Source organism: Oceanobacillus sp. FSL K6-2867 (genome assembly GCF_037963145.1).
GTDB lineage: Bacteria > Bacillota > Bacilli > Bacillales > Amphibacillaceae > Oceanobacillus.
Genome location: NZ_CP150144.1, coordinates 1,905,120 through 1,930,813 on the forward strand (window position 1 = coordinate 1,905,120; position 25,694 = coordinate 1,930,813).

The window sequence follows — 25,694 nt, forward strand, 5'->3', positions numbered from 1 at the left end:
CTCTATATATCCCTCCATTTCACTTTACCCTGAGTGAGGACCAATAAAACCGGGAGCACTTATAGCTACCCTCGCAATTTCCCTCTTTTATTAAACATACATACAAATGCAATGGGAATATGTTAAACGACCACCTACCTAGGTAGATGGTCGTTTTCAAATGCTGCTTGTTATTTAATATTAGTTATTTCATCAGCTGCCTGTTCAGCTGCTAAGAGTGCACCTTCGAGATGTCCGCCAAATTGCGAATTTGCCTCTGTTCCAGCGAAAATAATTTTCTTTTCCCAAATCCCTGCCTCTGGTAGTTGACCGTAACTGGGAAAGTCTCTTAGCGGCTCCAGATCTTCCTCAACAGCTGTATCCGAATCTTTGGCCCAATCCTTGTAAAGGATGGTACTTACATTTTGAGCCTCAGGTCCAAAGAGTCTTTCCAATTGGTCAATAACCAATTGCGAAATATTATCCTCACCTAGTTCCTGGCGTATTGTCGCAGGAATTCCAAAAAAGCCAAATAAAGCACCAGAACCTGTTTCAGGAGAAGCATCATGGATTTCTTGCAAAGGTCCTAGCCAACTTGATACAAATCCAGAGAGTCCTAATTCTCTCCAGAAGGGACGTTCATAGATTGCAACTGCCTTCGCTTGTCCAGCCATCCATGTAGGTTTGTTTACGAGGTCATTCATAAGATTGGGAGGAAGTGGAGGAGAGAATTCAATATGGCTCGCCACAATTCGGGGCGGTAATGCTAAGATTACAGCATCTGCAGTAAATTTTTTCCTCTTTCCATCAGCAAGTGCTGCCTCCACTGTGATATCCGCTTCATCTTGTCGAATAGCCGTCACTTTCGTATTTAATTTTATTAATTCTTTAGGAATCGTCTCTGCGATAGCATCGATAAGAGTCTGCACCCCTCCGATGAATCGAATCGACCTTGCACTCGGATTTTCCAGTAAGCTATAACGCTCAGGTCGCTTATTTTGGGATCGCTCTAAAAGCACCGCCCCTTGGGTGTACTGGACAAAGGTTCCTAAATCTAATTCTTTAACAAGGTTAGCAATAGTGCTCTCATATTGTGGCCAGAACCATGTCGGCCCAAGGTCAAATCTGCCTAGACCTGGTTTCTTTGTATCAGAAATGCTTAAGACCCTGCCACCAATCCTATCTCTAGCTTCTATTACTATACATTTGATTCCCCGTGCAGTAAGCAGCGATGCAGTTCGAAGGCCGCTTAAACCAGCACCAATAATGACTACAGGATTGTTCACATTCTTTCCTCCCTTTTCCAGCGTGCATACTGTATAAATGTCGATATAAACAAGCTATAGACTAGCCTCATTATTAGTCAGCTTTTAACCAATGCTCAGTCATTTGAACATTTGCCGCTTTAAATAATCCATATAATGGACAGCGTGATTCCACTACATGTTGTAATTCCTTCAATCGTTCTTCAGATTCTGTTGTTTTTACAGTCGCTACCACTTCAACCTTCTCAAAGTATGTACGAACATTGGAATCACCCATGAATCCACGCGAATCAAGTTCTCCTGTAATTTTAAAAGTAATGCCCTGAAGGTCAAAGTTCATTTCTTTTGCAACGACATTAGCCGTTCCATTTTCACACGCTGCTAGTGCTGATAATAAAGTTTCTAGTGGATTTGGTCCGATATTTTTATCTGCATCAATAATAATTTTATGATTCCCAATGCTGGCTGTAGTTGCTGTACCTTTCCCTGATGCACTTACCATTAATTCTATTTTATCCATACTGAACGCCTCCTAAGCTACTATATAATTCCATTCTTCTAATGTCGATATTTCTTTATAATTCATTTATTCTAAAGAAACTAATTGGCTCTTAAATATTAATAAATAGAGAAAAGAGGAGGAACTAACGCTCCCCTCTTTTCTTTCAGGACTTCTCTTCATCTTTGCTAGTTATTTTCCTGTCTTGCAAAATTAATTACGATGGACTTATAACCGTCCTTTTCCTTTAATTAACGCTATAAATTCTAACTTCTGGTTCAGCCTCTAATAAAGGTTTTAATCCTTCAACAACGTCATTATTAAACAGATCGCTTTTTAGATAAGCTTCTGCTTCTTCCACACTGTTAAAACCATGCAATACCTGCACATCTTCATCACGAATTAAAAGGTTTTTAGAAACAGCTCCAGAAATATTTTTCAAGAAAGGTTCTTTATAAGTTGAATAAACCTTTCCTGCTTCTTCTCGATTAGCAGGTTCCACTTTTAACGTAATTTGTAAATAAGCTTTTGGTGTAGTTTCCATTGTAATAGCCTCCATTTATAATTAATTACCATTCAATTGATTACTTGAATAGATGACAAACAATAGACTGATTCGTATGGTTTGTCAAAACTTCCATTTGAAAAATAATATAGATTTGCGATGCCTACTGGAAAGTAAACCTTTTTACTTCACCAATTGCATTACTTTATCTGGATCAAATCCTAATACCCATTGACCATTTATTTCAGTTTGTGGAACTCCCATTTCACCTGTCGTTTTAACTAAACGGTCGGCTGCAACCGGATCCTCTTGGACATTTACTTCTTCAAAAGGAAGTCCTTTTTCTTGTAAGAAGTTTTTCATCATCACACAATATGGACAAGTCGTTGTTGTATACACTTTAATTTGATTCATAAATAACCCTCCTATTTTTATCAAAGTTTGTTTTATGATACTAAGTCACCGACATGCATTTTTAAAGCACGCGATCTCCCTAGAGTTGCACTCGTGTTACTGATTTTATTCGAATCGTTTTTTACGTGATTACCACCTCCCTAAAAGGTATGACGGCTAATTCTCTGTAAACTAAACGTTACGAGCCTCCTTATTTATTTTACCTTTACTGCCACCAATAAACCAAATCACTACGGGAATCAGTACTAAGGATAAAATCCCCCCAGCAAGTGATAACATTTCATAGCTTGAACCAGCAACAACCATCCCTGACATGGCTCCGCCGCTTGATCCTGCTAAAGCAATAAATACATCTACTGTACCTTGGGTTTTCGCACGCGTTGAAGGTTCTGTTGAATCAACAATTAAAGCTGTCCCACTGATCAAGCCAAAATTCCATCCTATACCAAGCAATACTAGAGCAAGTATCATGAAAAATAATGAATCTCCTGGAGCAATCGCTGCTACGACACCCGAGGCAAGCAATATAACTCCAGATGCTATTGCCATGGCAGGCCGACCAATCTTATCAACAAGAATTCCTGTAACGAGTGAAGGAAAGTACATGGCACCAATATGAAAGCCAATAACAAGACCGATAGCACCTAAGCTGTGCCCATGATGTCCCATATGAATTGGTGTCATCGTCATGATAGCAATCATCACAATCTGACTTAGTACCATAATGATAGCTCCAGCTTTAATTCCCTTTTTATTCATTTGATTCTTTTCTGGAATCGCATCAGGTTCAGCATTCTTTTTATTCGCATTTATTTTTAATGCGATAATGAATGGATCAGGACGTAAAAAGATGAATAACACAAGACCCGCCAATATAAATGCTGCTGCAGATAAAATAAATGGTCCTGCGAGTGCTGGAACACCAATCGTTTCAGCAAGGTTTCCCATCACATCCACTAAATTTGGACCTGCAACTGCACCAAGTGTTGTGGAGACCATCGCTATACTTACAGCAGTCCCCCGCTGTTTGTTCGTCGCTAAATCGGTACCAGCATAACGGGCTTGTAAATTAGTTGCCGTACCCGCACCATATACGAGTAAAGAAACGAATAATAAAAATACACTATTTAAGACTGTGGCAAGCACAACACCTATTGCTCCAAGTCCACCTACGATAAATCCTGTTGCTAGCCCCATCCGTCTTCCAAAACGGTTCGAAAGCCTTCCTACTGCTAATGCAGCTCCTGCTGATCCTAACGTAAATAATGCAGCGGGAACACCTGCAAATGCATTCGTACCAAGCATTTGCTCTGCAAGCAATGCCCCAACTGTTATTCCGGCAGCTAATCCTGCGCCACCAAACATTTGTGAAATAACGATAATGATTAATGTACGCTTATATAATTGTTTTTGTTTTTCTGGATTATCTATATAACCTTGTACGGAATCATTCGTTTCACTGATCATAATATTACCTTCTTTCTCTAATTCCCTTAAAACAAATAAAAATAACTTTATCAGCCAAAGTATTATAAGCTAAATATTCTCATTTAATTTAGATGCTCTTGGAATTCATTCCACTCTTGAACACTTTTCTCTAAATGATAAGCATGGATACCTTTACTCCTTAATAGTTCCACTGCTTCTGCCGACCATAAACAGTATGTTCCTCTACAATACGCAACCACCTCACGGTTGGTTGGTAAAGAATCAAGTTTTTCTTTTAAATCCTCCATCGGCATTGAAACAGCACCCGGAATATGGGCATTTTCATATTCCTCTTTAGGTCTAACATCCAACAATAAAACTTCTCCCTGCTTCATCCTCTCGTTGAGTTCTGCAAGCGAGATTCCATCCATACCTGTATTGGCATTTAAGAATTCCTGTTTTATTTGTTGAACCTGTACAAACTGTTTTTCCGACAATTTATGCAGAGAATTGATAAAGTCAGCAATGACGTCATCTGCCAATTCATAAATCACATAATTACCGTCCTTTCGAAACTTTACCATTCTCGCATTATTCAGCGTTTGTAAATGCTGGGATACATTCGCTACAGACATAGTCGTTGCTTTCGATAATGCTTCCACCGACTTTGGACCTTGAGATAAAAGATCCAAAATTTCTAATCGCTTCGGACTGGAAAGACTCTTACCTATTCTTGCAAATTCTTGATATAATAAGTCTCTTAAATTTCTTTCATTCATCATGTAAAGTCACCTTCTATTCAAGTGTATTGTTGAATAGTTGAATTATAACTATAACTCATCCATTGGTCAATCATCTTACTTAAACGATTAAATAACTGCTTTAATACACCTTTGCATTTCATGTTTATGCCGACATTGATTTATTTCTCTTCTAAGTTGACACAATTTACGATTGCTTTTAACTGTTCCTTTATTCTTTCAACTATAGGCTTATAATACTTGCAATTGGAAGTATTACTTGTTTATTTTTCACGAGCTGGATTTCCGTACGCCAGGTAGTTGTCCCTCAAGAGCAAGCTCCCGAAAGGCAATTCGAGACATTTTAAATCTTTTTATATATCCTCTAGGTCTTCCCGTTAGTTCACAGCGATGGTGCAAACGTGTAGGCGATGAATCACGCGGCAGTTTCCTCAGTGCTTCATAATCTTCATTTTCTTTTAATTCCTTACGAAGCGTAGCATATTTTGCCACTAATTCTTGCTTCTTTCCTTCACTATCTTAGACTTTTTAGCCATTTAATGTTCCTCCTTTTATTTAGCATGAAATGCACAATGATGTACTAATTAAATTAATCATAGATATAATGAGTCCCTAATGTCCACCAGGTTACAAACTATATCATGGATTTAAAATATCGTCAATAACTACGATTCAAATCAAAAAAACAACTGTGTTTCAGAGAACGACAGTTGTTTTTTTAGCAACTTCAGAAATTTTTTGATGCCTTAACTCTTCCTCCATTTTCTTTTCTGCTGAAAACATTATCTCTTGAATCATACAATCGGGATCATTATTCAAACAACCCCCGAACAAGGTCGTCGTTCCTTCAATAGCATCAATAACATCAAGAAATGAAATGTTTTCCCAGTCTGGTTTCAGCTTATATCCACCATTAGCTCCAGAAGATGATTCAATCATCCCTGCCTTAACTAACTTCGTCAAAATTTTGGACAAGTATGTTGGTGAAAGGTCTTGCTGCTCTGCCAACTGCTGCACACCCACACGTTGATCGGGGGAAGTAACGGCAAGATGCAGCATAATGTGAAGGGCATAGTTCGTTGCCTTCGAGTATTTCATATAATTTCACCCCTTTTCAAGACTTTTAATGTCTACAATATATCTCATAATATTATAATGTCAAATGTCATGCTTAAAAATGCGGAATCACAAAATGTATGATTTCAATATCAAAATGAATGTTTTTGGCATCTTTTCTCTCATGAATAATTAGAGAATATGAAATTTTGTACGTTAAAGGGAATCTGAAACCTTATAGGCTAGGATGTTGGTTAAACGAATGATTCGGCACAAAGATATATGATAACCCAGTAATAATTATAAATGTACAACTAACCATTGTTATTATCTCCTATATGTTTGGTAAAGCAGGATTAGTTGCCGGGGGATCATGAGATTACCCCCAAACAATATGTATTTTTTTCATTAATACATTTGACTATCAATTCCCCATTCACACATTGCTTCTAAAATCGGGATTAGAGAAGATCCCTTATCTGAAAGAGAATACTCTACTTTTGGTGGTATTTGCGGGTATTCTGTTCGGATAACAAGGCCACTTGATTCTAAGTCCTTTAATTGACGACTAAGTGTTTTATACGTAATGGTACCAATCATTCTTTGCAATTCGTTAAAACGGATTGTTTGATTTTCTGCAAGTAAGTACAAAATTACCATTCTCCATTTACCACCAATGAGGGACATTGTATATCCAAAAGGTGTATCTTCTATGTTTTTTACTTTTCCATGGAACTCATGCATGCTCATCTTATCACCATCCTTCTCAATAAGTTTAACATCAAAAGACCCGATTTATTATCAGGTCTTTTTGATTTCTTATTTTCTTAATAAAGGAAGAGAACTTAATAAATTAGAAAGTGCAATAGCGTCCCAAGGCAGATGTTCTGTAATCCCAAGCCCCACTACATCGAACTCCTCTGAAACATCTTGAATGAGCCGCCCCACAGATTTTATGGATGATCCTTTTGGCCATTCACGCACATTTTTTTCGTATCTTCCCGGTTTAGCGCCACCTTGGGAACGGAATTCCTGAAGATCCAGCACATCAAGATCAAAATGAACCGCTACGCGTGAAACGCCTGTTGCCTTAAGCAAATCTAATATTTTTCCGCTAGACGATTCAAAATCACGTGAGCTTACATTATTAAAATTATATTTTTGATAAACATGAGGTTCTTTTTCAATTTCTTTATTTATACCGGCAAAAACAACGTTCGATGGACTGATTCTTGTAGGAACGAGCGAAGCGAAGTCATCATCCCCTTCTCCGAGCAAAGTGGCTAAAACCATCGCTTGATAATTTGGCAAGTATTCAGGTGTTTTGATGTCAGGATGTGCATCAATCCATAAAATCGCCACATCGTCCTTGTATTTTTCTAGAAGATAAGCAAATGGAACTAGCTCCACACTACACTCTCCTCCTAAAACGACTACTCGGTCCGGTTGCTTGTTCTGAAGTATATCAAAAGCTTCATTTGCTTGTTTAATCAATTGCTGCTTGGCTAGAATACCATCTTCTTTTTCGTGATTCATTAACCCTGTATCAATGGGTACTTCAATCGTTTCGTCATCCGATTCAGGTGCAAGCCACGCCAAAAGACGGGAACCAAAGTGGTAATCAAGGTTATTCCCATTGCCGCCTTGCCATTGGGGCATAATCAGACGTAATGTTCTGCTTGTTCGTTCATTTTCCATTCATGAAAACCCTCTTTCTTATACTTAGTTCTGAGCTAGAATAGGCATTTGTGCAAGAAGTTTCTTTAAGTTAATGGCTTCCCAAGGCATATGTTCTGTGATCCCTAATCCAACAACATTTGTTTCGTTAGATACATCATTAATCAATCTAGCCACCTGTGTGAAGCTCATTTCACCTTCTGCCCAATCGATTGAGAGTGGTTCTGGACTCGCGAAAATTTGCGAACGGAATAGCTTAGGATCTAGAATATCAACATCCAGATGGATGACTAAATGTTTGATATGATTATCTGAAATCCATTTCAGAACAGTACCGCTTTCATTGGCAAATTCTTCAGGGGCGGCAACATGGATTCCTAATCGTTCGATTCGTTCTGATTCGTAATCTTTCGGTTTTATACCAGCCAACATGACATTTTGAGGTTTTAATGGAACGTTTACTTTACTTGCGAATTCCTTATCTCCTTCACCTAAAAGATTGCCTAGAACCATCGTATTGGCATTTTCCATTTCTTTAGGAGAAGAGATATCTCCATGTGAATCAATCCATAAAACGCCTAGTTCTCCTTCGTAACGTTCATTGAGATAGGCATAAGGGGCTTGGCCAACCAGGCAGTCACCACCAAACATGACGATACGATCAGGTTCGTGGGTATCTATTAGATTTTGAGCCGCTTTCAATTGTTTTAACAAAGCTTGGCGTGCCACAATACCGTCTTCTTTTTTGAGTAGTTTGGGATTTGTTTCAATCGGCACTTCAACTAATAGATCATCACTTTCAGGAGCTAGCCAAGACAAGAGTTCGGCTCCTAAGGCATAACCTGCTTCATTGTTTCCACCTTGCCATTGCGGCATTAACATGCGTAATGTTTTTTCACTCATCATGCTTCCTCCTCGATTATCCAGGTTGTATCTTTTTTCACCTGGAGTTACCTTCATTATATAGAGGATATAATATAACGTAAGTATGCACTTTTATGACACCCACTATCGTAAAGGATAGCTTGGAAATGTTTTACCTACCTAATTCCGCTCGGGTATCCACCTTTTTTCCATTGACCAACGCCATGGCCTCAATTTCAATCATAAACTCCGGTGCTGCTAATGCATTAACTTCAACAATTGTGTCTGCTGGATAAGGAGTAGAAAAGTATTTTTTTCGAAGTTCAATGATTTTTGGAAAATGACTCATATCCGTAAGATAGATCGTCACTTTAATCACACGGTCAAGGTCCGAACCTCCAGCTTGCAGCACAGTAGCCAAATTATGAAATGCTTGTTCTGCTTGCTTGTCAAAATCATTGACTCCGACTATTCCCCCTTGCTCATTACCAGCCGTCTGACCTGAAATGATGAGTAAATCTCCTACACGAAAGCCTTGTGAGATATTAAACCGTTCCATCGGATCTGGATTTGTTGCAATTCGCTGGGCGATAAGACCGTTCATTTCTTTTTCATTTGTCATCTTATGTCCTCCTCTGATCATGAATTTTCACAAACGTAAAGGTTACACTTCAAAAGCCTTGATTTTTGCATTCGGTTTTAACACTTCTTCCGGGTTAAACGTTGCTAAGGCTTTCCCATTTTTAACCTTGGTGACCCACTCATGGTTGGCCAATGCCCCCTTGCCTAAAGTGACCACATCGGCTTCTCCGTTTGCAATGATTTTATTCGCTTTTTCGGGATTCTCTAAATGACCGTTAGCAATTACAGGTAGTTTCCCATACTTTTTCGCCAGAGCTGCAAGTGACAACCCGCCCGTATCGAATGCAGGTTTCCATGCTTCATATTCCGTAACATGGATAAAGTCAAGACCGGCTTGTCCTAACCTTCCAAAAATGATTTCAGCATCCTTTTCTTTTCCTGCCCACTTATGTGTCTGATCATTTACTTTCGCTTGCGAAATCCGAATACCAACAGTAAAGTCCGGCCCGACTGCTTCCCGGATGGCTTTAGACACTTCCACCAATAAACGGACCCGGTTCTCTGTCGAACCACCATATTCATCTGTACGCTGATTGGTGTAATCAGTTAGAAATTCATCAAGTAAATAGCCATTCGCGCCATGAATTTCAATCCCATCAAATCCGGCTGCTTGAGTACGTTTAGCCGCATTCACAAACCCAGTTATCACTTCAGTAATTTCTTCTTTTGTTGCTTCTTTTGGCATAGGGTAAGGTCCTGTTCCTTCATAAGTTTCACTTTTTTCTCCTTTTGGTTGAACGGCAGAAGGACCGATTGATGCATGACCAAAAGGGTTTCCATGAACAAGGGCTCCAGTATGCATAATTTGCGCAACTATTTTCGTGCCTGCTTGATGGACAGAATCTACCACTTTCCTCCATGCCTCTGTTTGTTCCTTATTAATAATTCCTGGCTGGTAAATATATCCCGGACTAGATTTATCATCGGTATAAATACCTTCAGTAATGATGAGGCTGAAGCCTCCGCGGGCAAACGATGTGTAGTATGCTCTCATTTGATTGGTTGCCAGTCCTTCAGCTGTTGCACTAATGCGAGTCATCGGCGCAACCCCAACCCGATTATCCAATGTTGTACTCCCTAAAAAAGCAGTTTCAAAAAGCGATTTTACGTCTGACATTTCTTGTAACCTCCTGTGTATAAGTTGTTTGATCCATGTATGACATATCTCTCCCCTAAAGTGGAAGTGAACTACATTAGAAGTATGTGCTATTTTTATTGTAATCCACCATTTTTGTTTAGTAAAATAGATAATAACGATATATTAGTTCACTAAAATTGAACTTAAAAGGAGATAATTCTACATGGAGCTTCGTCATCTGATAACACTTAAGACAATTGTAGAAAGAGGAGGATTTAAAAAGGCTGCTGAACATCTTGGCTATGCACAATCATCCGTTACAACTCATATTCAAGAATTAGAGGAGGAAGTAGGGAAACCATTATTTGATCGGCTTGGCAAGAAAGTCGTTTTAACTCATTACGGGGAACGACTTCTTTCTTATGCGGTTAAGATCATCGAATTACATGCTCAGGCATTAAATACAGATGATGAACCAATAGGAGACCTTATTATTGGCATTTCAGAATCGCTGACGATCGGTCGTGTACCACCTATTCTCTTAGAATATAAAAATTCTTATCCTAAGGTTAATCTTTCGCTAAAATCAATAGAAAATTATACTGTTGCATCCCAGCTTCAAAATGGAGATATCGATTTAGCATTAGTATTAGAAAAAGAAGATTGGTCGCTACCTGAAATTTATTGTGAAAAACTGATAAGGGAAAGAATGGTGTTAATTAGCCCACCCGAGAAAAAAGATGTCAATCGAACAGTTCTTTATACTGAACGATCATGCAGTTACAAATCCGTGTTTGATGCGTATTTAATATTCAAACAGATGGACGTGAAGGAAAGTTTAGACTTCCAAAGCATTGAAGCAATTAAGCAATGTGTAAGAAGTGGTTTAGGTATTTCAATGGTACCTTACTTTTCCGTGAAGGAAGAACTAGAAAGTCATAAACTAAAAGGAGAATTTGTAGCACCAGAACATCCGGCTATTTCTACATTTCTTGCTTACCATAAAGATAAATGGCTTTCTCCGTCTATGAACATTATGATTTCTTTGATAAGAAACCATGCTGAATATTGGATCTAACGAGTTCTTAGCAGATTAGAGACATAAATCATTTGTTAAATTTTTTACATTAAAAATTATCCCTAATTAGAGTTCAAGATACGGTATGGAATTTAATACAAATAATTCCAATCACTAAAAATAAAAAGCCTGCTTGGAATCGACTTCCAAACAGGCTAAAACCCTTGGTATATAAGGTTTATTAACGTTTTGAGAAATATCGAGACTGTTTTCATGGATACTTAATCAATCCTAATCCATTCATATCAAGGATTTGTGATTTCTAAAATGGATAGGGATTGATGAAAATTGAGTGAAATTGATACTACTTGAACCAATTTGAACCGATAGATGCTAGTTGAATACACAATTTCTCTTATTTCTCTATATTCACTAAAATCGAGATAACTAAATGGTTAAATTAATCAACCCACAATTCTGTAAGCAAAACATCATCACTGTTAGGACGAACTGACTTCTCTTTAGGGATTTTCACAAAAACAGGAACCTGTATTGCATTCCCTGTTATTATGACCTCTCCTTTTCCAAGACTAGGAATCATTTGAAATGAGTTTTTATCAAGAGTTGGCATAGTATTCTCTAACATCCTTAAATCATTTTCATTTACTAAACGGTGGATTAAGTAATTATGTGTTTGCGAAAGTATTGTTGGAGAGATGTCAGCTGGTCTTTGGCTAGAAAGTGTTAAATAAAATCCAAACTTTCTACCTTCTTTTATAATTTCCTCAAAAATAGACAGTCTGTAATCTTGCCAATCATCACTTGTATTTCGCTTTTGATCATTCAATATATTATGAGCTTCATCTATAATCAAATGCTTTGTATGTGTGATTCCCTTGTCTATTAAAAGATTCTTTTGCTCATCATAAATCATTTTAGATAGGAGCATAGGAATTAGTCTTGTTATTTCCTGGTTAGCTTTGACTAATGAAATTATATTAAAAGCACTGAATTCATCGTTAATATTTTCAACCACTGATACTACTTTTTCAAGGCTATCAAATGAAGTGTTAATTCTATTAAACAAAGGATTCAAATGCTCACTGTTAACTTTTCCCCATGCTGTCTTATAAACTTTTTGAAAATCTAGAAACATTTTTAGCTGCTTTGTTGGATTATTTTCGAATTGCTGGAACACTTCATTCAAACCATTTGAAATTATATGCAAGTTTACTTTTCGCCAAGTTTCATCCTTGATATTACTCATTGCTCCACTGTTAATATAATCCTTTTCTCTTGTTCTATAAGATTGTGTACTTGATATATACTCTAGCTGTTCAAGAACAACATACTGGGATGTATCTGTATAATAATTTTGGGACACTTGAATCCATTCCTGTAAACTATTTTGATTTACAGTCCCACCCGTTGTTAATATTCTTTTTATTAAACCTGTTACAAACTCACCAAAATGAAAGTGCGGATTTGAAATGCATTTGTTATACGTATTCATTGCCTCTCTTAAAAATGGAACTTGCGTCCCTGGCTTTGCATCAAATAGAACAGACAATATATCAGCATCGAATAAATACTCCTTCGTTACTGGAATTTTATTTCCCTCAACTGGATTTCTTGTATTTACTTTAAAACACTTTTTACTGTCTTCATCTATTCCGAACATATTTTCTCCAGTATATTCACCATTAAAGTCCATTACATAAAACTGGGATTTCTCTACGATACGTTCCCGATACTTGGTACTTAGTAATTCAAGGTACAATTTATGTAGTGTATTGGATTTCCCACTTCCAGTATTACCAAAAACCCCTATATGTGATGCAAAAAACTTATTAATAGATAACCGAATTGGTTGTCCTTCTAAAATTGATTCACCAATCAAGATTGTCTCCTCTATATTATCAACGCCATAAATAACTTTTAACTCTTCCTGAGTTGTTAAAGTTACTTCATTCCCAATCATTGGTACGTATTGACTAGTAACTTCAAAACTATCTTCATTAATTACTCCTTTTACTTTTAAAGTGATGATACGATTAATAGAATTCTTTGCATATCGATTATCGAACTCAGTACTCTTAATCGTATTCTGTTGATCTATAATTTTCTCCGTCGAAACTGTTGCAATAATTTTAACTTCATTTTGATTAATAGTCAGAAATGCACCTATTTTAGGTCCAGTCAAAATATCTCCATACCATATAAACTCTGCTTCATTTGACATATGGTACATACCAACCTGTGACACACCTCCCTCAACCCCTACAATCACACCTAACTTTTTACTATGCGTTATCATCTTTGGATTCCTCCAATTTAATACCATTCAATATATTCGTTAGGTTTGATAGAGTAAAACTAAACCACTTTTCATCGTTTGTATTTTCACTATGCTTATTAATATAAGCTTCATCAAAATCTTTAGGTGTCAATATTCTAAAATTCGGTCTTTCGTTTTCAAAATTTAAATTGTCTAAGTAAGTTTGCCTATCACTATCAGTAAATCCAAATACGTATACTATTAATTCGGGATTTTGTACTGCTCGTTTAACCATTTTTGCAATATGTTTATCCTGAAAAGAGAAACCAATAACAAATAAAACTGATTGTGGCTTATCTAACTCCATTTGAAAAATACGCAACATTTCATGAAAATGATTGTTTTCAAAAGTAGTTGATGCCTCATATCCGTCTGGTTTAACTATAATTGATTCTTCAACTACCTCATTTTTAATTACAATATTTTGATCTTGTTTTTTCCAATTGATTGATCCGTGTGGCTTTATCAATGTTATTGACGGAATTTCATTGATGTAATTATCATTTAACCCTTTATATGAAACTGTTCTATTAAAATTGGAACTGTCTAAGTAACGATCAAAATATCCTGTAGCTCCATCATTAAACACCAACTTATACTTTTTTAAAATCTGATCCGTTGCTCTTTCAATATATAAATCATAATTGGTTGTAAAAACATTCACGTTTTTTGGTGTCTGTCGAGAATTAGACAAATTAAGTATAGAAACAATGCTCTCTATAAATTTTTGATAGTTTTCCAAAACTGTATAAACATCTTTTTCTGCCAGTTCACACTTATTTTTAATTAATAATTTTTTACTAACTTTCTGAACACGTTCAAATAACTGCTCATTAGCCGACTTGTCATTTCCATCACGAAATGCACCCATTAATGGAATAGCGGGTACTGATGTCCCAGATCCTAAAAGGAAATTAACTTGTTTTGTTATCGCTATTTTTCTCAATTGCTTTACAATCTCTACACTCATCCGTATATCCCCACCTCAACTATATTATCTGTACTATAAAAAAGGCATCAACATTTCTGCTGATGCTTGAAAATCATTAATTTCTTGGCAATTTATTATTTACTATAAAACAGAACTATCCATCATAGCTTCTTCCATTAAATGCGTCATAATAACTTCTGTTTTTAAATTAAACGTATCTTTATCGTAGCTATCTGGTAATGTTTCATCTAATAATACTCCTATTTCAGTTTTAACAGCTTGTCTTGGTTGCTCGTCTTTATACCAATCAATGACATTCGTTTTACTTTGTTCATTTTTAATAGACTTGTATAATCTCTTTGCAGATAACTTCACTTTCGCTTCTTCTTTTTTCGTTAACTTGTCTTTCTTTAATAAGTCATATATCTCTAGCTCTTCTTCAGTCAAACCCTCTTTAACATGGCGTTCATCTTCTCGTTTTAGATTATCTACAAAATCAACTAGGTCCTCATAATAATCTTCATTTGTTGAGTTACCAGCATTATAGCGATTAATTAACTCTTTATATCGTTCTACAAAATTAGTACGCGTCTTATTATCTTCTAAAAGTTTGTTCAATTTATCTTCAATAAATGATCTCAGTTCTTGAATTTCTATGTTTTTATAAGGAGACTCGTTGATTGTTTTACGAATATCATCTGTATTTATTTCTGATAAATTTAACGTTTTCATTGTTGTAACTTCGTATTTATTTTCTCCTGCATCTTCTTTAACATATTTAGATTGTACGCTTAAATCTAATGTCCTACTAAGCGCTATTTTTGCATTGTCAATATTCTCTTCTCTAACAGATGCTTTAATCATATCACCTAGATAAAAAATAATAGATAGATAATTATTTTTCCAATCAAATTCAAATATTTCTGGTTTACAAGCTTCATATATGTTTTTACACAAATTAACATATATCTTAAATTCCTCATGATATTCATCTTTATCTAATAAGACATTCGTATACTGTTGAAAGAGATCTATCTGATCAAACGTCTCATTTCTTTGAAGTATTGCATCTAAATTTATGTTTAGTTGATTACAAAACTCTCTTGTTTCTTGAATGACATCTTCTAATAATTTTATTTGTTCCTCAATGTTTTTTACAGGCATGTTGTCATCACTATCAGGATTTGCATAATCACCAAGAGCTTGCTTCATGTATTTAAATAAGTTGAGATAATCCACAATTAATCCAGAGTTCTTTCCTGGAAACACCCTATTAATCCGTGCAATTGTTTGCATTAATGTATGGCTTTTCATCGGTTTATCTAAATAAATAGTTGAAGTATTTGGTGCGTCAAATCCCGTTAACCACATCGCACAAACAAAAACTAGTGATAATGGATTGTTAGGATCTTTAAAGTTATCTTCAATGTCATGCCCATTTTCATCAATGTGTTTCATACGTTCACGGTGCTTCTTAAAATCTAGTCCCTCATTTTTAAATTTTTCGTCATCATTGCCATCTTCACTAACGACAACAGCCATTTCTACCTGCTTCATATATTTAATTTGATTATTAATCCGCTCTCGTTCGTCTCTTGAAGTGGCATTGGAACGTTTTTCATATAATTCTTTCAGCTTCTCATTCCAGTAATACTTCACTTTGTCATACATACGCACAGTAGTGAATTTGTCTACGGATATAACCATTGCTTTACCTAAATATCCTCTGTTAGGAAAATGTTCAACAATATCTTTTGCAACAATATTTAAACGGTCATCACGTTTTAATACCTCATTCGTTTTTGAATAATGGTTAGATAGCTTTTCCTCCTCTTCAGGAGTAAGGTTTTCATCTTCAATAATTTCTAAATAGTCATCTTCTAAAAAGTCATTCGTTAACCATACCTCAGGAACTCTTCTTGAATAATATAAAGGTACTGTTGATCCATCTTCAATTGACTGAGCAAAATTATATTCACTCACATAATCTCCAAACCATTGATTCGTAAGACGCTTTGAACCTAACAATGGCGTTCCTGTAAAAGCAATATATTGCGCATTGGGTAAAGCTGTTCTCATATTTTGTGCTAATGATTTGTACTGTGTACGGTGTGCCTCATCCACAATGACTACAATATCATCCCGCTCAGATAATACGGGATAGTTCTTCCCTTTGTCATAGCGGAATTTCTGTATGAGTGTAAATAAGAATGGCTTGTTCGTTTGTAAATCATTTCTTAAGGCTTCACCATTTTTAGGATTAGCCGATTCTTCTTCTGTAACTGTCTCTGTTCTTAAAAAGTTTTTATACAGCTGATCATCTAAATCTTGCCGATCTGTAACCATTAGAAATGTGAAATTTCCGGTTGTTTTTCTGTTAATCTTATTAATAAACATTGCCATTGAATAAGATTTACCACTTCCTTGAGTATGCCAAAACACACCTAGTTTACCGTTTAATTCTTCACGTTTTTTAAATGATTCAACTCCATTATTAACACCTAAAAATTGATGGTTTTTAGCCAATATTTTCATTCTTTTATTTTCAAATAAAATAAAATTCTCTACATAGTCGAGTAACGTTTCATGTTTCAAAAGATTCTCTAACAAATACTGAATACTTGTTCCGTCAGAACGTATTTGCTGACGATTTATCATGTCGTCTTCTGTTGAACGTAACCATTCGAAAAAGTGATTGTAATTGGCTGTAAAACTGCCTATTCTCGTTTCAGATGCATTTGATAGAACGCATAATTGATTAAAATGAAATAATTGAGGAATATCACGAATATAGTCCTGTAAATTTTTATCATATGCCGTTTTTAATTTAACATCTGAATTCTTCAGTTCAATAAAAACTATTGGCAATCCATTCACAAATAAAAGTAAGTCTGGTCTGCGATGTTGCGTTTCTCCTTTAATCCACATTTGAGAAACAAGTGTAAACTTATTATTAGATGCAGTATTAAAATCAGTGATACGAACTGTTTCATATTGTTTCTTACCATCTTTTTCGAATTCTACATGGATCCCATTTTTTAGCTGTCTATACCGTTCATAGTTAACGACCTCAAGTTCTTTATCTGTAAACGGGCGTCTGAAGTCTTGTACAATATCTTTCAATAAACGTGTTGGTATATGTGGATTTAGATTTTGCAAACTCGCAAAAAACACCTTTGGGAGAATTGTTTCCTGTATGTGAGAACGCCCTGTTCCATCATCTTCACTTTCTAATACATTTAATGAAGAGAACACTTTATTTGCATTGATATTTGCATTAATAAAATTATAATACTCATTTTTTGATAACTCCTGAATACATGCCTGTTCAATCATATCTTCAGTAATTACCTTCCTCATATTACCCCTCCTTTATTTCATTTCACTTCAATTGAACCGTTCATCAAACGTGGTAGAAGTAAATCACGTTGTTTGATGAGATTTTGATTTTGTTGATTTAAATAATCCTTTTTCATATTTAAATCTCTAAAAATATCATTAAATTTATGTAACACAGTTTCATTTGGTAATAACAATTTTAACCTCTTCAAATTAGTTATTGTTAAAGCACTTTGTGATGTACCTATTGTATACATCTGTAAGCTCCGATACCCCATATCAGAATTTAGCCAATAATATAAATAATATGAGAGTACTGGGTTTGAACTACTCTGAATCCATGTTAGGTTCCCATCCTTAAAATAAAATGGATTATCGTCAGTAATAAGCAGTGGGATGCCTATTGTTCCAACAGATGTAATTAAAATATCATTTCTTTGAGGTACACCGAATTTCTTTTTAAATTCCTCGTACTTATTATCCGATATATGTAATAGTTCTGATACTGCTTCACCATTTGATAGTTTTATAACCTCTTTAGATCGGTAGAATGGAATTCCAGATTCTACATAATCGGAACTGTATACTCTTTTGCTGGAAGAAACATTAAATATATCGCCTATTTTTTTTACTTCCCATCCTTCAGGTATTCCTTTAACAAACTTCGTGTTTTCATATCCTGGAAATCTCATTCGCACAAACCATTCTTTATAAATCTCTTCCGCAGCTTGTTCTAAAACTTCAATTCTACGATTGTTATTTTCAATTAGTTTATCGTATGTAGAAAGGACATTTGCTATTTTTTCCTGTTTCTTTATATCAGGGATTTTTATTTTTAACAAGCCGATATGATTTCTGTTTAATGTTGGAACTCCTGCTCCAGAATTAAACTGCTCTAAACCCATTGTCTGCAAAAAGTAATATATAAAATTAGTATTATTTCCTTTAGAATCTTTTACATATAAAGTTGTGTTCAATGGCCAAGCCTTTTTGTTCACAATTTGCACCTTGCCTATGGAACCCGATCGTCCCACCGTTACTACGGGGGGATCAACTTTATATTCGTTATGATAGCTACGAATATTAGTAGAAGCAATAACTGGATAATTTCCTTCCCTGCTTTTATCATGGGGTAAGTCGTATCCCCTTTTTAAAGTAACAAAGTCTTTTAACTTGATTGTTTTCCACTCACTCATACTCAATCACCAAACTATCCAAATTCTTTTCAATCTGTTCTTCCAAGTCTTTTGCTTCTTCATTTAATTGTTTGAATTCATCATTTAAATCTGATAGTTTTTCCTTATACTCATCCGCTGCCATGCCATCATCTTCAATGACAACACCTACATACCTTCCAGGATTTAGTGAATAATCTTGATCGATAATTCCATCTTCACCATCAAGCTGAGCCACTTTACATAAACCGATGACATCTTGATATTTTCCATCAGGAAAACGTTCTAGCAACCAATCAATTTGTTTCTGGAAATATTTCTTATCTTCTTCTGAGTCTGCATTATCGCTATTCATCTCATATTCCTTAATCAGTGAATAAAAACTTTCACTATCTTCTTCATATAAACGGTTAATAATGGCTAGGTTCTTTATTTGCTCGTCAGAAAACTCTCTTAATGCGCGATCGACTTGAGTAAATATATTGCGTGCATCAATAAATAGTATTTCATCTTTCTTTTTCTTTTGTTTATCAAAGAACCATAATGTAGCTGGTAAAGTTACAGTACTAAACATATTTGATGGAAGTGCAACCATTTGAGAAACAATACCATCTTCTATTAATGCTTTGCGGATTTCCTTTTCACTATGTCCTGCATCTGAAGCGGAGTTCGCCATAACGAGTGATGCTTTTCCTGTTTCATTTAATGCAGTGGCAAATTGATTAATCCATAAGTAATTTCCATTTGGTACTTTTGGCTTTTTACCTTTAGTTTGAGGTACACCATATGTATTAAACCTTTGTTGATCCTTTACTAAATCCAATTCAACATTGTCAACATTAAATGGCGGATTCGCTAATACGTAATCAAAATTACCAAATGAATCATATGGATCGGCATAATATGAATTTGCCTCTGTTACTTCCCCACGGATATTATTTAAAAATAAGTTCATTTTTGCTAGTTTAACTGTTTCACCTGTGCGTTCTACTCCATACGCTCTTAAGTTTAAAGGTGTTCCGCCATTCTTTACTTTATGTTCTTGGGCATAATGAGCTGTTTGAACAAACATACCACCAGAACCACAAGCAGGGTCTAACACCTTTCCTTCCATTGGTTGCAAAACTTCAACCATATAACGTACAACACTTCTAGGTGTGTAGAACTCTCCTCCACCTTGGCCTTCAGCTAATGCAAATTCTCCTAGAAAATATTCATAGACTTCGCCAAAGATATCATTTTGGGAATCTGTTGGAATGTCATTAAAGTTTCTCAGTAGTCTGTTTAAAATTTTGTTGTTATCTTCAGCATTTAAATTATGATAATTATCTTTTGGTAATACGCCTACAAATTCTGGAGAATATTCTTCTATACCTTCCATTGCATCCTTAACTTTATTGGCTATATCTTCCTCTTCGTTTAAATTAAGTAAATATGAAAAACGCGATTGTTCTGGTAAATAAAACCCGCATTTTTCAATTGCTATCTCTTCAATTCTTTTTTCACGTCTTCCACCTTTTAACGCTTCATACTCTTGCATAATTTCAGATTCATATTGTTCGTATTTTGCATCTGCGAACTTTAAAAAGATTAGTCCAAGTACGGGAATTGAGTAAGATGAAGCTTTTAAACCTGAATTTGCCCGTAATTCATCTGCAGTATTCCATAAGTTTTTCTTTAAGTTATTTAGTCTCTCTTGATTCAATGAAAATTCCTCCTGAAGTTTATACTGATACGTTATCTATTTATAATATTTTAATCTCTTAAAGTCTTAATTTGCATACTTTATACCTATAATTACATTCTACCATAAATTAGCTCTTACTTTTTATTCAATACCTGTTCTATGTAGATGCTTGAAGAAAAAGGGAGTTGTTTCTCTCCCTTAGATGTAACCTCTTTCTTTCAAGCTAGTGAAACTATCATCACCGTTTACTACTAAATGGTCAAGCACCTCAATCCCTAGAAGCTTTCCTGCTTCTACTAATCTTTTTGTAACGTTTATATCTTCTATTGATGGTGTAATATCACCACTTGGATGCTGATGCGCAACAATGACACTTGCTGCATTATTGAGTATTGCTGATTTAAACACCTCTCGTGAATGTACAATCGAGGAATTCAACAAACCAACATGACAGCGATGAACCGCAATGACGTTATTTTTCGTATTTAAACACATAACAAAGAATACTTCACGATCATCACGACCTATAAAACGAGTTGCAATCTTTGCTCCATCTTTCGGACATTTTACCATGTAATTTACACCCTCCTCAGCTTCACATAATTTGTTCGATACGTACAATCTCTAAAATGGTTTCCATATTGATCAACTTTTCTAATAATTTTTGACCTTTTTGGTCACCATTCAATCAATCTCCGCATCGATTTTTGTCAAGTGGCGTAAGTAGCGATAGCATCAAGTGATTTGTAGATATGATGAGTAAAGCCCAATAAATTAGAGTACGTTTAAAGCGTTAATTGCTTTATTACGCACTCTTATCCACTTGGCTTTGCCATTATATCCGAAGAACGAAGACCCTTTACATAATCGATAATGTGTCCATACTCTACAGACGCATTAGGAGATTACAATTAGGGGAGCTGAAAAGGAGAAACGTGTAATACTTGTTACTCTTCCGTTACATCTTTATAGTAATAAAAACTTTCGGGAGAGCGACTTGCTTCAACTTCTTTAAAATTGTAATTTTCTATAAGTTCATTTTCATTATTTATTATTTCTTCTAGCTCGTTAATTTTTTTCAATTCTTCTTTCTCTATCTCTTCAATTTCTGTCTGATATTGAATGGAATATTGCACACTCATTTTGTGATTTTCTTCTTCAACAGCCTCTTCTATCATTTCAATTACTTCTACAGCTTTTTGCATAATAGCTATTTTTTCTTTAATCATATCAAGTGAATCGCTTTTAAATAACTCAAAGAATAACAGTTGGTCTTTACTGGAAATTATTCCGTTGGACTTTGCTATTTGAAATTTTGCTAGTCCTAGTGGTATATATGAGTCTTTATAATAAATTGCCCTTTTTTTAAGGCGATTCATTAATAATTCATTTACACGCACATCCTTTAACATTTTAATAATATCGTCTTTCTTATATCTTGTTCCCTGTGTAGAACCTTCTATTTTTATAATTGTATCTCTTTCTATATCTGTGATTGGAAAAGCATTGTTTATTTCTTTATATTTTCGATCAATATAGTTCTTGATATATTCACGCATCTTATCTGCATTTATTATATGATGATTATTTCCATTTTCATCTAATAACCGTAATACTTCTCGTGAGAAATCATCCTTGTCATAACCTATTTCTAAATGTACTAATCTCAACACTTCTTCCATAGCCACCATATCCGTATTTTTCATATGCGACCCTCTCCTTTATTAATATTCTAACATTAGTATAAACCACAACCTATATGTAAAAAGGGGGTGGAATCTATTACCCCCTCCTTATCCATGCCGTCCTTTAGTAGTGTTAAACCTGAGAGATAATTCTGCAGGTTTCTTTCAAAAATAAAGTGTACCAATGAAGGAGAGTAAAAAATACGATGAAAAAACTAAGAGGATTCAACAAATTCGACTGCGAAGCATTTTTCAAGGACAAAGATGTGCGTGTGATGGCTCATGAAGCATGGAATGAATACGACGATGGAAAAATCACAAAACAGCTAGGTACGAAATATAAATGTGTGATAGCCACAGACAGGACAGAATACCCAGGCAAAGATGTTGAACCAGATCTTAATGCTGGAGAAAAAATTGACGTTAAAGTACCTCAACAACCAAAGGATTATAAGAAGTTCAGTCGTATCACGTTTGTGAATCCAACCGCAAGTGTATACGGAACGTTCCAATCAGAGCTCAGCGTTAAAGCAGATGATGTGGAAATTACTCAGCCTAAGTAAAGGACAAGGGACAATTAGTTCCCTTTCTTTCATTACCATTTCAATGCATGTGACCGCCCCTAATAAGGGGCGGAATCACAATATTAGGATGTGAATTACATGAAGAAGACATACCGAATGCAACGTGGGTTTATTTCGTTTCTAATCATCGGATTATTTCTCGTTTTATGGTTTTTCTTTTACAAACTGTATCCATTGATTGCAGAACAAATAGCGATATTACAGCTTCCACATGTTGAGTCACATATCTTCTTGGTTCCTGTTGGTTTGATGGTAATCGGCTTATTTGTTGCTTGGTCATTTCGCAATAAACTATGGTTTGGACCACTTTTTTCCGTTCATTACTATTCGATGATAAAACGATTGAGAAGGCATATCAAAGATGCAAGATTTGAAGATGAACGTGAGTTTGATAATCGTTTAGTTAGATTACCGAACATCAAAATTGTATTTGATGATAATCGCGCTAGAAAATCAGGAAAAGTGTTCATTCAAAACTCCATTAAATTCGACAAGAAATTAGAAGACATGAGAATTGATTCAGCGTTAAATGGATATTTGAGTGAACGCCAGTATTTGTCTAGAGACCGTAATTGGTACAGTTATGAATTTTATGCTGTAGATTCACAAAAACAACTTGAGATTAAATCAGCAAGTGACTTGATTGAATGGTCAAACAAGACAGCAGACGATTACGCATTACGCTTGGATGAGCGTGCAACTGTACCGTTTCACCATATGGGATTAAGTGGACAAACAGGTAGCGGTAAGTCCCTGCTTATTCAAATTCTAGTTGAACAAGTATTAGCGAAAAGTGTCAATCATGAGTTATTCATTATTGATCCAAAGCGTACAGATGTATACCAAATGGCTAAACGTACCATTGGTGATAAGCGAACAGCCGACAAGACAAATGCAATTGAATTGATTAAACAATTTCATGAACGAATGAAAGAACGGCAAGATGAGTTGCAAGATTATTTCATATCGAATCGCAACAAAACGTATAAGGACGCTGGTCTACCAGCTTTAATTCTGCTTATAGATGAGTTCGGAGCATTGAGAGAATCATGGAGGACTTTGGCGAAAAAGGAACGTGATGAAGTCGATAGCATACTGTCTGACGTTGCATTCATGGGTCGTCAACTAGGGTGTATCTTATGGGTAGCGACACAACAAATGAATGCTCAAACAATGCCAACAGCGATTAGAGAACAGCTCGTCTTGAAGATTGCTTTAGGTGATAGCGATGAGCAAACCTATAGAACTTTATTTTCATCTGGTGTGGATATACCACCAGTCGAGTTTACTGCTGGTCAAGGAATTTACAGTTATCCAGGGCTTGCAAGTGCTGACAATCCACGCTTGTTGACGGTTCCTTACTGTAGCTTTTTGAATGACAGTACTTAGCTTTTCCTTAAGGGAGACGGCACAGAGAGCGGAAGGGGACCCGCCGTTTAGGCGGGGAAGGTTCCGCTTCGTGCTTTACGCCTTTAGGAAAGCTGGCGTCTTGGTAATCACGCCAGCTCCGGTAGGTAGCAAAAACACCCATCAAGACCGTCATAATGGGCTTTTACACTTAAAAAACTTTCTCTAAAGTTTTCCGAACGTAAAGGAGTGAACAGAACATGATTAAACCCGATATTGACCAATTCACACTTGTATTACAAGCAACAGGCGTGTTTGACTTTGATGAATGGCGTGACTGGGTAGCAAAAAATTTAATAAGTACATTCTTGGTGAAATCTAAGATGCATAAACTATTCGACAATTTCGATGAAGCAGATGTTAAATTACCAGAAGGATATACAGTAGGATATTCATTTAACAATGCACCATTTTACTTTTGTATTGCTTATCATGAAGCATTTACAAAAATGGGCGTAATTGTAAAATTCAGTGCATACGCATGGCATGAGTATCGGAAACGATATGAAGCAGAATTTAATGAGCCTATTCATTTACACACCTTTTTTAAGACGATTAATGCTGATGAGTATTCCTTTAGACTTTCACGAATTGACATGTGTTGCGACTTTCTTAATGAAGGTATTGATATTGCTAAATTAAAACGTTCAATTGAAGAAAAAAGGACTGAATTGCGCTATGGGAAGTACTAATAAAAGTTATCTACAAAAGGTTATTGATGACAACAAAGAAAAGCCATACAAAAGAAACAACTCGAAAGTGTCCGACGTATCGAAAGACTTTCAGGCACAAACATTGTATATCGGAGCAAAAAGCAGAAATACAAAAGTGCATTTACGCATTTATGACAAAAAAGAGGAACAACTATCATGAAACATATGCGCCATGTAGCTAAAGAAGTAGATGACTGGACGCGCGTCGAAGCAGAGTATTCTGGTGATTATGCGCATCAATTAACGGAAGCGATAAAACAATGTAATACGGATGAACAACTCAAAAATTTAATTGTGAGTTCCATAATTGATCGATACATGTTCTTTTACGTTAACTCGAATCGTCCACATAAACTTACGAAATTAATGCTCGATTTGTTGGACCAGAAAGATTTTCACTTTGAGTCACCTTCACCACGAAACAACTTATTAGAGCAGTCAATAGACCATTTAATTAAAGGGTCTGGACTTCTTCCGACATTGTGGAAGGTTGAGCAGATATGGGGCGATGGCACAGCACTGGAATTAATAGATTATTTCTATAAACATTTCTACGAAGAATTCGAACCCAATGATGACCATATTTCTTGGGTGAATAAATACAAGGCACTTTATCTATTAGAAGGTAAGCCTTGGGAAGGATGATATT

23 protein-coding genes and 2 pseudogenes are annotated in these 25,694 nt (G+C 35.6%); 5 read left to right on the plus strand and 20 right to left on the minus strand.

The genetic code is table 11. From position 1 onward, the window contains the following. Positions 1-170: 170 nt before the first annotated feature. The 13 genes and pseudogenes from NSQ77_RS09420 to NSQ77_RS09480 form a co-directional block, all read right to left on the minus strand. Positions 171-1,265, minus strand: coding sequence for an FAD-dependent oxidoreductase (locus NSQ77_RS09420; RefSeq protein ID WP_339230560.1), 1,095 nt, complete (start codon positions 1,263-1,265; stop codon positions 171-173). A gap of 73 nt (positions 1,266-1,338) precedes the next feature. Next, complete coding sequence (locus NSQ77_RS09425) at positions 1,339-1,764, minus strand: OsmC family protein (protein WP_339230562.1); 426 nt, start codon at positions 1,762-1,764, stop codon at positions 1,339-1,341. Between the two features lie 226 nt (positions 1,765-1,990). Beyond that, the gene (locus tag NSQ77_RS09430) at positions 1,991-2,287 is read right to left on the minus strand and encodes a hypothetical protein (RefSeq protein ID WP_339230564.1); all 297 of its coding nucleotides are present in this window, start codon (positions 2,285-2,287) and stop codon (positions 1,991-1,993) included. Positions 2,288-2,431: 144 nt separating this feature from the next. Further along, positions 2,432-2,662: a glutaredoxin family protein gene (locus NSQ77_RS09435; protein ID WP_339230566.1), complete on the minus strand. Its 231-nt coding sequence runs from the start codon at positions 2,660-2,662 to the stop codon at positions 2,432-2,434. A gap of 171 nt (positions 2,663-2,833) precedes the next feature. Next, the gene (locus NSQ77_RS09440; protein WP_339230568.1) at positions 2,834-4,129 is read right to left on the minus strand and encodes an MFS transporter; all 1,296 of its coding nucleotides are present in this window, start codon (positions 4,127-4,129) and stop codon (positions 2,834-2,836) included. Positions 4,130-4,212: 83 nt separating this feature from the next. Next, complete coding sequence (locus NSQ77_RS09445) at positions 4,213-4,869, minus strand: metalloregulator ArsR/SmtB family transcription factor (RefSeq protein WP_339230978.1); 657 nt, start codon at positions 4,867-4,869, stop codon at positions 4,213-4,215. 252 nt (positions 4,870-5,121) lie between these two features. Then, positions 5,122-5,387, minus strand: a pseudogene (rpsN, locus tag NSQ77_RS09450) (30S ribosomal protein S14). Between the two features lie 160 nt (positions 5,388-5,547). Further along, the gene (locus NSQ77_RS09455) at positions 5,548-5,949 is read right to left on the minus strand and encodes an Rrf2 family transcriptional regulator (RefSeq protein ID WP_339230570.1); all 402 of its coding nucleotides are present in this window, start codon (positions 5,947-5,949) and stop codon (positions 5,548-5,550) included. Positions 5,950-6,315: 366 nt separating this feature from the next. Further along, on the minus strand, positions 6,316-6,657 hold the full coding sequence (locus NSQ77_RS09460) for a helix-turn-helix domain-containing protein (protein WP_339230571.1): 342 nt from the start codon (positions 6,655-6,657) through the stop codon (positions 6,316-6,318). A 69-nt stretch (positions 6,658-6,726) separates the two neighbouring features. After that, the gene (locus tag NSQ77_RS09465; protein ID WP_339230573.1) at positions 6,727-7,605 is read right to left on the minus strand and encodes an arginase family protein; all 879 of its coding nucleotides are present in this window, start codon (positions 7,603-7,605) and stop codon (positions 6,727-6,729) included. Between the two features lie 24 nt (positions 7,606-7,629). Then, positions 7,630-8,487, minus strand: coding sequence for an arginase family protein (locus tag NSQ77_RS09470; protein ID WP_339230575.1), 858 nt, complete (start codon positions 8,485-8,487; stop codon positions 7,630-7,632). Positions 8,488-8,620: 133 nt separating this feature from the next. Then, positions 8,621-9,070: a RidA family protein gene (locus NSQ77_RS09475; RefSeq protein ID WP_339230577.1), complete on the minus strand. Its 450-nt coding sequence runs from the start codon at positions 9,068-9,070 to the stop codon at positions 8,621-8,623. Positions 9,071-9,112: 42 nt separating this feature from the next. Continuing rightward, entirely contained in the window at positions 9,113-10,207 is a 1,095-nt protein-coding gene (locus NSQ77_RS09480) for an NADH:flavin oxidoreductase (RefSeq protein WP_339230579.1), read from the minus strand. 184 nt (positions 10,208-10,391) lie between these two features. Here NSQ77_RS09480 and NSQ77_RS09485 point away from each other — a divergent pair, with 184 nt between their 5' ends. Beyond that, the gene (locus tag NSQ77_RS09485; RefSeq protein WP_339230581.1) at positions 10,392-11,246 is read left to right on the plus strand and encodes a LysR family transcriptional regulator; all 855 of its coding nucleotides are present in this window, start codon (positions 10,392-10,394) and stop codon (positions 11,244-11,246) included. A gap of 400 nt (positions 11,247-11,646) precedes the next feature. On the opposite strand, the gene NSQ77_RS09490 is transcribed toward NSQ77_RS09485, so the two are convergent. The 7 genes and pseudogenes from NSQ77_RS09490 to NSQ77_RS09520 form a co-directional block, all read right to left on the minus strand. Beyond that, complete coding sequence (locus tag NSQ77_RS09490) at positions 11,647-13,503, minus strand: ATP-binding protein (protein WP_339230583.1); 1,857 nt, start codon at positions 13,501-13,503, stop codon at positions 11,647-11,649. Beyond that, entirely contained in the window at positions 13,490-14,494 is a 1,005-nt protein-coding gene (locus tag NSQ77_RS09495) for an SIR2 family protein (protein WP_339230585.1), read from the minus strand. Before NSQ77_RS09495 ends, NSQ77_RS09490 begins: the two co-directional genes overlap by 14 nt. Positions 14,495-14,596: 102 nt before the next feature. Further along, positions 14,597-17,815: a type I restriction endonuclease subunit R gene (locus NSQ77_RS09500; protein WP_339230586.1), complete on the minus strand. Its 3,219-nt coding sequence runs from the start codon at positions 17,813-17,815 to the stop codon at positions 14,597-14,599. Between the two features lie 17 nt (positions 17,816-17,832). Beyond that, on the minus strand, positions 17,833-18,990 hold the full coding sequence (locus NSQ77_RS09505) for a restriction endonuclease subunit S (protein ID WP_339230588.1): 1,158 nt from the start codon (positions 18,988-18,990) through the stop codon (positions 17,833-17,835). Further along, entirely contained in the window at positions 18,983-20,674 is a 1,692-nt protein-coding gene (locus NSQ77_RS09510) for a class I SAM-dependent DNA methyltransferase (protein WP_339230590.1), read from the minus strand. Before NSQ77_RS09510 ends, NSQ77_RS09505 begins: the two co-directional genes overlap by 8 nt. Before the next feature lie 180 nt (positions 20,675-20,854). Beyond that, positions 20,855-21,296: pseudogene (locus tag NSQ77_RS09515) on the minus strand (JAB domain-containing protein). Between the two features lie 307 nt (positions 21,297-21,603). After that, positions 21,604-22,362 (minus strand): hypothetical protein, encoded by a 759-nt coding sequence (locus NSQ77_RS09520; protein ID WP_339230592.1) that lies wholly within the window; start codon positions 22,360-22,362, stop codon positions 21,604-21,606. A 185-nt stretch (positions 22,363-22,547) separates the two neighbouring features. Here NSQ77_RS09520 and NSQ77_RS09525 point away from each other — a divergent pair, with 185 nt between their 5' ends. From NSQ77_RS09525 to NSQ77_RS09540, 4 genes are all read left to right on the plus strand, one after another. After that, complete coding sequence (locus tag NSQ77_RS09525; RefSeq protein WP_339230593.1) at positions 22,548-22,904, plus strand: hypothetical protein; 357 nt, start codon at positions 22,548-22,550, stop codon at positions 22,902-22,904. 99 nt (positions 22,905-23,003) lie between these two features. Next, entirely contained in the window at positions 23,004-24,314 is a 1,311-nt protein-coding gene (locus tag NSQ77_RS09530) for a DUF87 domain-containing protein (RefSeq protein WP_339230595.1), read from the plus strand. A gap of 218 nt (positions 24,315-24,532) precedes the next feature. Further along, the gene (locus NSQ77_RS09535; RefSeq protein WP_339230596.1) at positions 24,533-25,024 is read left to right on the plus strand and encodes a hypothetical protein; all 492 of its coding nucleotides are present in this window, start codon (positions 24,533-24,535) and stop codon (positions 25,022-25,024) included. Between the two features lie 177 nt (positions 25,025-25,201). Then, positions 25,202-25,690: a hypothetical protein gene (locus NSQ77_RS09540; protein ID WP_339230598.1), complete on the plus strand. Its 489-nt coding sequence runs from the start codon at positions 25,202-25,204 to the stop codon at positions 25,688-25,690. Positions 25,691-25,694: the final 4 nt, after the last annotated feature.

Coding starts and splice junctions, on each gene's coding strand:
- NSQ77_RS09425 (WP_339230562.1), bottom strand. CDS start 1,764: ATGGATAAAATAGAATTAATGGTAAGTGCATCAGGGAAAGGTACAGCA.
- NSQ77_RS09430 (WP_339230564.1), bottom strand. CDS start 2,287: ATGGAAACTACACCAAAAGCTTATTTACAAATTACGTTAAAAGTGGAA.
- NSQ77_RS09435 (WP_339230566.1), bottom strand. CDS start 2,662: ATGAATCAAATTAAAGTGTATACAACAACGACTTGTCCATATTGTGTG.
- NSQ77_RS09440 (WP_339230568.1), bottom strand. CDS start 4,129: ATGATCAGTGAAACGAATGATTCCGTACAAGGTTATATAGATAATCCA.
- NSQ77_RS09445 (WP_339230978.1), bottom strand. CDS start 4,869: ATGAATGAAAGAAATTTAAGAGACTTATTATATCAAGAATTTGCAAGA.
- NSQ77_RS09455 (WP_339230570.1), bottom strand. CDS start 5,949: ATGAAATACTCGAAGGCAACGAACTATGCCCTTCACATTATGCTGCAT.
- NSQ77_RS09460 (WP_339230571.1), bottom strand. CDS start 6,657: ATGAGCATGCATGAGTTCCATGGAAAAGTAAAAAACATAGAAGATACA.
- NSQ77_RS09465 (WP_339230573.1), bottom strand. CDS start 7,605: ATGGAAAATGAACGAACAAGCAGAACATTACGTCTGATTATGCCCCAA.
- NSQ77_RS09470 (WP_339230575.1), bottom strand. CDS start 8,487: ATGAGTGAAAAAACATTACGCATGTTAATGCCGCAATGGCAAGGTGGA.
- NSQ77_RS09475 (WP_339230577.1), bottom strand. CDS start 9,070: ATGACAAATGAAAAAGAAATGAACGGTCTTATCGCCCAGCGAATTGCA.
- NSQ77_RS09480 (WP_339230579.1), bottom strand. CDS start 10,207: ATGTCAGACGTAAAATCGCTTTTTGAAACTGCTTTTTTAGGGAGTACA.
- NSQ77_RS09485 (WP_339230581.1), top strand. CDS start 10,392: ATGGAGCTTCGTCATCTGATAACACTTAAGACAATTGTAGAAAGAGGA.
- NSQ77_RS09490 (WP_339230583.1), bottom strand. CDS start 13,503: ATGATAACGCATAGTAAAAAGTTAGGTGTGATTGTAGGGGTTGAGGGA.
- NSQ77_RS09495 (WP_339230585.1), bottom strand. CDS start 14,494: ATGAGTGTAGAGATTGTAAAGCAATTGAGAAAAATAGCGATAACAAAA.
- NSQ77_RS09500 (WP_339230586.1), bottom strand. CDS start 17,815: ATGAGGAAGGTAATTACTGAAGATATGATTGAACAGGCATGTATTCAG.
- NSQ77_RS09505 (WP_339230588.1), bottom strand. CDS start 18,990: ATGAGTGAGTGGAAAACAATCAAGTTAAAAGACTTTGTTACTTTAAAA.
- NSQ77_RS09520 (WP_339230592.1), bottom strand. CDS start 22,362: ATGAAAAATACGGATATGGTGGCTATGGAAGAAGTGTTGAGATTAGTA.
- NSQ77_RS09525 (WP_339230593.1), top strand. CDS start 22,548: ATGAAAAAACTAAGAGGATTCAACAAATTCGACTGCGAAGCATTTTTC.
- NSQ77_RS09530 (WP_339230595.1), top strand. CDS start 23,004: ATGAAGAAGACATACCGAATGCAACGTGGGTTTATTTCGTTTCTAATC.
- NSQ77_RS09535 (WP_339230596.1), top strand. CDS start 24,533: ATGATTAAACCCGATATTGACCAATTCACACTTGTATTACAAGCAACA.
- NSQ77_RS09540 (WP_339230598.1), top strand. CDS start 25,202: ATGAAACATATGCGCCATGTAGCTAAAGAAGTAGATGACTGGACGCGC.